The 7,005-nt window shown below is 54.2% G+C and carries 7 protein-coding genes; 4 read left to right on the forward strand and 3 right to left on the reverse strand.

The window, feature by feature from the left end:
• Positions 1-218, forward strand: a 218-nt coding sequence (locus V6D20_20240; protein HEY9818109.1) for a hypothetical protein, incomplete at its 5' end; no start/stop codon positions are given.
• 197 nt (positions 219-415) lie between these two features.
• Here the strand turns inward: V6D20_20240 and V6D20_20245 are convergent.
• Positions 416-610, reverse strand: a complete 195-nt coding sequence (locus V6D20_20245; protein HEY9818110.1) for a hypothetical protein — start codon at positions 608-610, stop codon at positions 416-418.
• A gap of 246 nt (positions 611-856) precedes the next feature.
• Here V6D20_20245 and gloB point away from each other — a divergent pair, with 246 nt between their 5' ends.
• The 3 genes from gloB (at position 857) to dnaB (ending at position 5,271) form a co-directional block, all read left to right on the forward strand.
• Complete coding sequence (gene gloB, locus V6D20_20250) at positions 857-1,630, forward strand: hydroxyacylglutathione hydrolase (protein ID HEY9818111.1); 774 nt, start codon at positions 857-859, stop codon at positions 1,628-1,630.
• Between the two features lie 289 nt (positions 1,631-1,919).
• Positions 1,920-2,387 (forward strand): 50S ribosomal protein L9, encoded by a 468-nt coding sequence (gene rplI, locus V6D20_20255; GenBank protein ID HEY9818112.1) that lies wholly within the window; start codon positions 1,920-1,922, stop codon positions 2,385-2,387.
• 262 nt (positions 2,388-2,649) lie between these two features.
• Positions 2,650-5,271, forward strand: a complete 2,622-nt coding sequence (gene dnaB / locus V6D20_20260) for a replicative DNA helicase (GenBank protein HEY9818113.1) — start codon at positions 2,650-2,652, stop codon at positions 5,269-5,271.
• Here the strand turns inward: dnaB and V6D20_20265 are convergent.
• Together V6D20_20265 and V6D20_20270 are read right to left on the reverse strand one after the other, a co-directional pair.
• The gene (locus V6D20_20265) at positions 5,231-6,385 is read right to left on the reverse strand and encodes a response regulator (protein ID HEY9818114.1); all 1,155 of its coding nucleotides are present in this window, start codon (positions 6,383-6,385) and stop codon (positions 5,231-5,233) included. The two genes, dnaB and V6D20_20265, sit on opposite strands and share 41 nt — an antisense overlap.
• A 302-nt stretch (positions 6,386-6,687) precedes the next feature.
• The coding region (locus V6D20_20270; GenBank protein HEY9818115.1) for an ABC transporter C-terminal domain-containing protein at positions 6,688-7,005 on the reverse strand (318 nt) is incomplete at its 5' end.

Below are 7,005 nucleotides of genomic sequence, written 5' to 3' on the forward strand. Positions count from 1 at the left end.
CTACGTTAATTCTGTGGGGCAAGGAGGATCGCATTTTAGGAACGGCAGACGCCCACCGCTTTGACCAAGCCCTACAGGGACGAGGCTGCCCCCATCAACTCGTGTGGGTGGAGCGCTGTGGTCATGTACCCCATTTAGAGCAGCCGACCGCTACCGCCGCTGCTATTCACCAATTTGGGGCGATCGCTGCCGCTGCTGGGAAACCAGCCGGTACCTAGAACCGCGAAAACTGGGGATAGAGAGACGGCTGATAGGCTACTCCCCTGCTTTCATGGGGGAAACAAGAAAGGTGAACGCGCCTGCCAAACCCCTCTACCGACCTAGTAGAGAGGTTTGGGGTGAGGCTCTTCAAGGCTTGTTCGTCAACCAGAAGGGACGAAACCTAACACTCTGTAGCGCGGGGCACCACAACATACTAGTCAACCATGGTGAGTTTTCCCATGCGTACATGGTCAAACACACGGTTGATGAGGCGACGTTCCTCATCGGTGAGTTGATAATTGGCAAGTAGAGCTGAGGTGAGCTGCAAATGCTCTTGACGGCTAATTTCTCGCGCCGCCATGACTCGCTCCACAATACTGCTGATTGATCGATCTAATTTTGTTGGCATGGCCCAAACCATACTCAGTTCACCTCGCAGATGATCATCTTAAAACAACGGCTAAATCGCTGATGGAAGATGGGTCATATTGCTAGGTAAATGTTCACAGATGTTACATGGACGTTCTTTTGTCTACCTTCTATTCTCATCTTAAACCGGATGAATTGGATCAAGTCTCCATCAGCCCTGCTTAAAGACTTGGTAAACCTAGACAGGGTAAATGTTCTAGAATTGTAACGATAAGTCACAACTCTTATGGAAATTCACCGAATTCCCGTTCTATCCAACAATTACATCTTTCTCTGTCATCACCCCAAAACCGGCACAGCGACTGTGGTTGATCCCGCTGAGGCCCAGCCTGTTCTAGCCTGGCTCGATCGCCATAGTGCCACCCTGACGGCAATTTTCAACACCCACCACCACCACGACCATGTGGGGGGTAACCATCAACTGCTGCAGCGCTATCCCGAGGCAGTTGTCTATGCAGGAGCAGCCGATCGCGATCGCATTCCGGGGCAACAGGTTTTCCTAGAGGAGGGCGATCGCGTCTCCTTTGGCGATCGCGTCGGCGAGGTCTTGTTTGTGCCAGGCCATACCCTTGCCCACATCGCCTACTATTTTCCGCCGCTCCAGCCCGACCAGCCGGGAGATCTATTCTGTGGCGATACGCTCTTTGCTGGAGGCTGCGGTCGCCTCAAGGAAGGAACACCGGCCCAAATGCTGCAATCGCTGAGCCGCCTGCGGACGTTGCCCGATCAGACCCGGATCTGGTGTGCCCATGAATATACCCTGGAAAATTTGACCTTTGCCCTGACGGTTGATAGAGACAATTGTCAACTCCAGCAGCGGCTGGAGCAAGTGCGGGCCGCCCGACAGCAGCAGCAGGCCACCATACCCAGCCTTCTGGGGCTTGAAAAACAAACCAATCCCTTCCTACGGTGGGACGTCCCGGCTCTGCAGGCGATCGCTGGCTCCACGGATGCGGTGCGTACCTTTGCCCGGTTGCGCGGCATGAAAGATTTGTTTTAGAGACAGATGGTGTTTTGGAGGTGGTGGGCTAGCACCGGTTCTTGGATCCATTCACCCAGTTTTTTTAATCAAAGGGTTGCGATCGCCCCTCGTTTATCGGTAAGATTGGAGTTCTGGCCAAAGATTTTCCCAACATTGCGATGGAGAAGTTCACTCTTGGCTAGGCGGTTGACCCTGTTTTTAGATCTAAGGGCAACAGGGCATGCGCCCATCCTTTCTCACCCGTGAGGCTTGGTAGGTTGCTGCCATCCTCGTTCTACAAGCGATAGCAGGAAAAGCGATCGGCATCATGGCAAAACGGATTCAGTTGGTGCTCACCAAAGATGTGAGCAAACTTGGTAGAAACGGCGACTTGGTTGAAGTTGCTCCCGGATACGCGAAGAATTATTTAGTACCCCAAGGGTTGGCCTCCTTCACCACCCCAGGAATTTTGCGGCAGGCTGCCCAGCGCCGAGAAAAAGAACGTGAACGGCTGCTGGCCGTGAAAGCACAGGCAGAAGCTCAAAAGACTGCCCTGGAAACCATCGGCCGCTTTGCGGTAACCAAGCCGGTGGGTGAAGCCAATGCCATCTTTGGAACGCTGACCAGCCAAGATCTGGCAGATGCAATCCTCGAAAAAACCGGTCAAGAAATCGACCGGCGCGGCATTGAGATTCCTGATGTGCACAGCCTCGGCACCTACAAGGCATCGGTGAAGCTCCACGCAGACGTGACCGCTAACATCGAAGTTCAAATTGTAGCCGCCAAGGTCTCTTAGTTCACCGTCGATCGCTAGCATCGGTTGGTAACATCTTGGCGATCGCCCCCTAGCCTAAGGCTAGGGGGCGATTTTTGTGGGTGACGCTGCCTGGGAGTGCTATAGTACACATGTACTGATAGGCAGCGTGTGTTAGAACCATGACGCTACATACAGAGTCTTTTCGTGACAGAACATGAGAAAACCTCTAGCGACGGTGCTAGCATAAGCTTCTAGTACGCTGATGCATCTGGGTCGATGAGATAGTCTGACCCTGTTTCCTATGGTTCACGAGCTCAATTTTCAGGAATATAGCGATCGGGTTCCGCCTCAAAATATTGATGCGGAAGAAGCGATTTTAGGCGGAATTCTGCTGGATCCAGATGCGATCGGCCGGATCGCAGAATTTCTCAGCCCCGATGCGTTCTATATCAGCGCCCATCAAGAAATTTATCGGGCCATGCTGCTGCTGCAGGGCCAGGGACGACCGACGGATCTGATGAGTCTCACCAGTTGGTTGCGCGATCAGGGCAAGCTCGACAAGGTGGGTGGGCAAAACCGCTTGGCAGAATTGGTCGATCGCACGGTTAGCGCCGTCAATATTGACCAATATGCACAGTTAGTCGTGGATAAATCCCTGCGACGTAACCTAATTCGGGTGGGGACGGAGATTTCGCAACTGGGCTACACCACTACGGAGCCGTTGCCCAAGATCCTTGATCTAGCTGAACAAAAAGTGTTTGGCATCACCCAAATTCGCCCCAATCAAAGCTTGGTGGCCACGGCCGATATCCTAACCGACACCTTTTCAGATATCGAAAGTCGCTCCCTGGGCATGGTGTTACCAGGAGTGTCCTGTGGGTTTTATGACCTGGATGCCATGACCCAGGGCTTTCAGCGTTCAGATTTGATTATTACGGCAGCGCGACCCGCCATGGGTAAGTGTTGCGCGGCGGATACGGCGTTAGTCCTGCAAGACGGTACGGTGGCCACCATCGCTGAGGTGGTGCAGCGCCAAGCAGCTACCGTGCTCACCCTTGGCGATCGCTGGCAGTTTTCCTGGGCCCAGCCCTCGGCCTTTGTGGACGACGGCCAAAAGCCAGTGTTTCGAGTGACGACGCGATTGGGACGATCGGTAACCACAACCCTCAGCCATCCCTACCTGACGGTACAGGGGTGGCGATCGCTGGCGGAGCTGCAGCCGGGCGATCGGATTGCGGTGCCGCGCCGACTGGCGGTCTTTGGCCGGGAGGTATGGCAGTCGGCAGCGGTGATTGTGCTGGCCTACTTGGTAACCGACGGCGACCTAACGGCGGATTCCCCCACCTTTGTCAACAGCAATCCCCATTTGCATGAAGACTTTGCGGCGGCGATCGCCCAGTTTGATGCTCCCCACGGTGGCTTAGAAGCTGACCGCAGTCCATCTCGCCTGCGGGTGGTTTCCTCTGCCCAGCCCATGACCGCCTCCGCTGGAGCCGCAATCGCCTCCCGCAATCCCCTGCGCGACTGGCTAGATCAGCTCGGCATCTGGGGCACCGACGGCAGCGATCGGATCATTCCCGCACCGGTGTTTCGTTTAGGACGATCCCAGGTAGCGCTGTTTTTGAATCGCCTTTTTGCTGCCGATGGCTGGGCGACGGTGTTGACCAGCGGTCAATGCCAAATGGGATATGCTACCCCCAGTGAACGCCTAGCTCGGCAGATCCAGCATCTGCTGCTGCGCTTTGGCATCATTGCCGCGCTAAAACAACGATCCCTGGGGCGGCGCACGACGTGGCAGCTCGATATTACCGATGCCCTATCCATGCGCACCTTCCTCAGCGACATTGGCATGTTTGGCAAAGAGGGCATTCTGGCTAAGGTGCAGACCAAGCTTGACCAACGTAGCTATCAAACCAACCGCGACCTGATTCCCGTAGGTATCTGGCCAGCGATCGCCCAAGCTAAGGGACGGGAATCCTGGGCATCCTTGGCAAAGCGGGCCGGCATTCGCGGCTATTCTAATCTGCATGTGGGGCAGCGAGGGCTCTCCCGCGATCGCCTCTTGGCCCTAGCGATCGCCCTGGATAACCGAGAGCTGCAGCAGTTAGCCACCAGCGAGGTCTATTGGGATGAGATCACGGCGATCGAACCCTTGGGCCACCAGCAGGTGTATGACCTGACCATTCCCCACACCCATAATTTCGTCGCCAATGACATCTGTTTGCACAATACCAGCTTTGTCTTAAATGCCGCCCGCAACATTGCCGCCTTCCATAAGCTGCCGGTCGCGGTCTTCAGCCTAGAAATGTCGAAGGAACAACTGGTGTATCGTCTGCTCTCTAGCGAAGTGCAGATCGAAAGCGGTCGGCTGCGGGCTGGGCGCATCAGCCAGCATGAATGGGAACCCCTGGGCCATGCCATCAGCGTGCTATCGCAACTGCCAATTTTTATTGACGATACCCCCAACGTCTCGGTGAACGAGATGCGTTCCAAAGCCCGCCGTCTGCAGGCGGAAAAGGGCGGCTCCTTAGGGCTGATTTTGGTGGACTACCTGCAACTGATGGAGGGCAGTGGCGATAACCGGGTGCAGGAGCTTTCAAAAATTACGCGGGCCCTGAAGGGGTTGGCGCGGGAACTGAATGTGCCGGTGATGGCGCTATCGCAGCTCAGCCGGGGCGTAGAGTCACGCACCAATAAGCGACCGATGATGAGTGATTTGCGGGAAAGTGGATCGATCGAGCAGGATGCGGACTTGGTGATGATGTTATACCGCGATGACTACTACAATCCCGACACCCCCGATCGCGGCATTGCGGAGATCATTATCACCAAGCATCGGAACGGCCCCGTCGGCACCATTCGTTTATTGTTTGAGCCCCAGTTCACGCGTTTTCGGAATCTAGCATCTCCCGAGCGGCGCTAGCCTCCGGCGGCTCGGCAATAGGAAGCTGTAGGCAGACACGGGTATAGCCTTGAGGCACGCTGTCGATGGTGAGGCTGCCGCCCTGCAGTTCAGCCATGCGTTTAGCGATCGCCAACCCCAAACCCGATCCCTGCTGTTCATGGAAGCAGCGTTCAAACTGGGTATATGCACCAATATGGGCAATTTGGTCGGCGGTCATGCCTCGACCGTAGTTGGTAATGGCAATCGCGACTTGATCATCATGAGATTTACTGTCGATCTCAATCGCCGTGCCGCGATCAGAAAACTTGAAGGCATTGTCGAGGAGTTCATCCAATATCTTTTGTAACATCGACACCGATACCCAGCCAAAGGACTCTTCTAGAGTTAAGGTAAGATCCTGAGTACGGTTAAGCTTTTCGGCTAGCGGTATGGTTAGGTCTCGAATCAGAGAGCTAATAGGTGTATGAGTTCGATCATGCTGGAGTCCACGCAGGCGCTCTGGATCATGAGCGGTGACTTCAAGCTGGGCATAAAGTAAGAAATTTTGCACCAATCGCTGCAGCCGCTTGCCAGAGGTTTGGATGGATTCTAGAATTTCGCGCCCCTCATTCCGATCAATAGAATCATAATGGGTAAGAAAAAATTCGCAGAACGCTAGAATACCGTTGAGAGGCGTATAAACTTCGTGGGGTAAGGATAGGGTAATACTGCTGCGCAGGTGGTCGAGATGATGCTGAGCGCGCTTTTCCATGGCGTCGCGTTTATTGAGCCGGGCAATGATCGCCTTCAGCAGTTCCTTGGCCGTAAACGGCTTGGTAAGGTAGTCATCAGCTCCGAGCTCCATGCCAAGGCGTTGGTCATCGCGCTCCACCCGGGCTGTAAGAAACACCAAAGGAATATTGCTTGTGGATTCTTGCTGCCGTAGCGCTTGCAAGACTTCATAGCCATTGAGACCGGGCATCATCACATCACAAATAATCAGGTCAGGACAGCTTTCCGTGGCCCGTTGCAAACCTTCTTGCCCATTCTCTGCCGTTTCGACGCTAAATGCATAATCATCGGTCAATTCGAGGATATCGGCAATATTGTCCCGAACGGACGGATCATCTTCGATGACTAAGATTCTTTTCATAGTTAAGTCCTGGATGCCCGTGATGCGTTGGTTGAATAACGGTAGATGCGGATAGAGCAGTCCCCTGTTCTCCCATGGATGAAACTGTGAGGGTTGTGAGACTTATCCCTAATGATTTGACCATAGCTGACGCTACCCCCCTCTGCCTACCTAGGGACTATGCATCATCCCTTAGCTTGGTCTTGATATCTACAGCAAGCCCACTACAAACATGACGATAAAAAAGACCTTAGAGTTCTCCCCTCTCAGTAATTTGTCGGAAAGGACGATGTCTGATTTTATGTGGGAGTACCGAGCTATGGCTAGGACGCTAGGTCGGAAAGCTCCATCCAGCGTTCGATGGACTGTTCAATTTCATGCAAGATGGCAGCTAGGCGATCTGATAGGGATTGAACCTGATCATAGCCGCTGGGAGGATTGTGATAGAGCTGCTGTTCGATCGCTATTTTTTCGGCTTCGAGGCTAGGAATATGCTGCTCCAGATGCTCAAATTCTCGCTTCTCGTTGTAAGACATTTTGCGGGGGCGGGGTGCTTTGCGGGCAGGGGCCTCCTCCGTGGTGTTGGTAGACTTGGGCGCAGGGGAGGATATCGATGCAGTCTCGGCGTCTTCTTGCTTGCG

The sequence above is a fragment of the Candidatus Obscuribacterales bacterium genome, from assembly GCA_036703605.1.
Lineage (GTDB): Bacteria > Cyanobacteriota > Cyanobacteriia > RECH01 > RECH01 > RECH01.

Bases quoted from the DNA above. Each gene is read 5' to 3' on its own strand.
- V6D20_20245 (HEY9818110.1), bottom strand. From the start codon at position 610: ATGCCAACAAAATTAGATCGATCAATCAGCAGTATTGTGGAGCGAGTC.
- dnaB (HEY9818113.1), top strand. From the start codon at position 2,650: ATGGTTCACGAGCTCAATTTTCAGGAATATAGCGATCGGGTTCCGCCT.
- V6D20_20265 (HEY9818114.1), bottom strand. From the start codon at position 6,385: ATGAAAAGAATCTTAGTCATCGAAGATGATCCGTCCGTTCGGGACAAT.
- rplI (HEY9818112.1), top strand. From the start codon at position 1,920: ATGGCAAAACGGATTCAGTTGGTGCTCACCAAAGATGTGAGCAAACTT.
- gloB (HEY9818111.1), top strand. From the start codon at position 857: ATGGAAATTCACCGAATTCCCGTTCTATCCAACAATTACATCTTTCTC.